Source organism: Milkweed yellows phytoplasma str. MW1, from assembly GCF_000309485.1.
In the GTDB taxonomy this organism is placed as follows: domain Bacteria; phylum Bacillota_I; class Bacilli_A; order Acholeplasmatales; family Acholeplasmataceae; genus Phytoplasma.
This window is the reverse complement of record NZ_AKIL01000115.1, coordinates 1-1,532: the sequence shown is the minus strand read 5'-3', so window position 1 is coordinate 1,532 and position 1,532 is coordinate 1. Positions and strand designations below refer to the sequence as shown.

Annotated in this window: 1 protein-coding gene and 1 pseudogene; both read right to left on the bottom strand. The window is 28.7% G+C overall.

What is annotated here, in order from left to right; genetic code table 11:
- Positions 1-325, bottom strand: a pseudogene (locus tag RI76_RS02165) (hypothetical protein); the annotation flags it as partial.
- 292 nt (positions 326-617) lie between these two features.
- The coding region (locus RI76_RS02160) for a group II intron reverse transcriptase/maturase (RefSeq protein WP_017192508.1) at positions 618-1,532 on the bottom strand (915 nt) is incomplete at its 5' end.

Below are 1,532 nucleotides of genomic sequence, written 5' to 3'. Positions count from 1 at the left end.
TTTGTTTTTCTTTAAGTTCTTTAATGGTATTTAAAGCGTTTTTATAAGCGGTTGTCAGCTCTTTATCTTTTAATTCTTCTTCTTTAATTTTGATATTTTCTTCTAAAATTTTTATTTGATTGATATATAAATCTAGACATTCTTGTTTTTCGTTATTTATTGTTTCTGGAATAGTTTCCTTTTGGTCTTGAGTTTGAAAATGGTTTTTAAACCATAAACTACTAATAATTACCACTGTTAAAAGCAGGGCGATAACTAACCACCAATTAAACAATTTTCTAGTTTTAGATAATGGTTTTGCTGAATTTTTTTTATTAATAGCCATCTTTTTTATCCTTCTCTTTCTTGGTTTATTGTTTCATTTATTTGTGGGTTATCTTTTTTATGATTAATATGAAGATTTTTAATAATTAAGGAAATATCTTCTAAATTTTTATCTTTGTTCTTTGGATGAGGGGTAATATGATTAGTAAAAAAAGTCTTTTTCAGTAAAAAGAAAATCGCGATAGATCAAATGCGTTTCAAGATCGCTCCTTATTACAAATTGGCCCCGCACAACACCGTACGAGCAAGTTTCCAAGCATACGGCGTTTATAATATTCCTAGTTTTCGACGATTTAAAATTTATTTATGGATAAAACGTTTTGTTTGTGTTTTTTGAACCATCCAAATGATTTTATTTGTTGGTTCGTTATTTTTTGATGACAAGTTTTGCATAATACCTTTGTTTCTTTGTTTCTAATACTTTGCATATTCTTGTCTCTTACTGTTTTCTTATGATGAATTTCCAGTGGAACTCCTTCTACTAAACAGTTTTCACATTTAACAGCTTGCAATCTATCCGTTAACTTAGTTCTACCTTTGTAGATATTTGCTTTTATTACTAAGTTCGTGTCCTTATTCTGAAACTTCCTTAATTTTTTAACAAAATCCCAACTAAATAGCGGCCAAGTATCATATTTGGTTTTATCTTTGGTTTCATATTGGATACCAAAACTTTTTCCTATTTGATACCGCTTTCGGACAGTTGCAATTGAACTTTTATCCTTTCCAGCAAGAGTTTTTAATAGAGAATATGTCGCATAGTAATACCATTTGCCTAATTGAGAGATGTTTGATATATAACTATAATAATTTATAAATCCATTCATGATGGCCTTATAAGTTCTTATTATTTCTAGTTTCTCAAAACTGATCAGGGATTTATCGTGGATAATTTTATTATTCTTATTTATCCATCCTAATTCCTTAGCTTTCCCCTCAATTAGTTTCCTATTCATTTTAAGTTGTGGTACTCCATTATAGCTTGATTTGGTTAATCTCTTTTTTAGTTCATCTTTTGTCGGACTCACCGACAAATTATATCCTAGGAAGTTGATTCCATTTCTTGTCTTCTGAATTTTTGATTTATCTTCTGAAACATTTAATTTCAATTCATCTTCGATAAATTCAATTACCATTTTCTTAATTTGATGTGGTAAGGTATTGCTTTGACAACTTATCCCAATAATGAAATCATCTGCATATCTCAA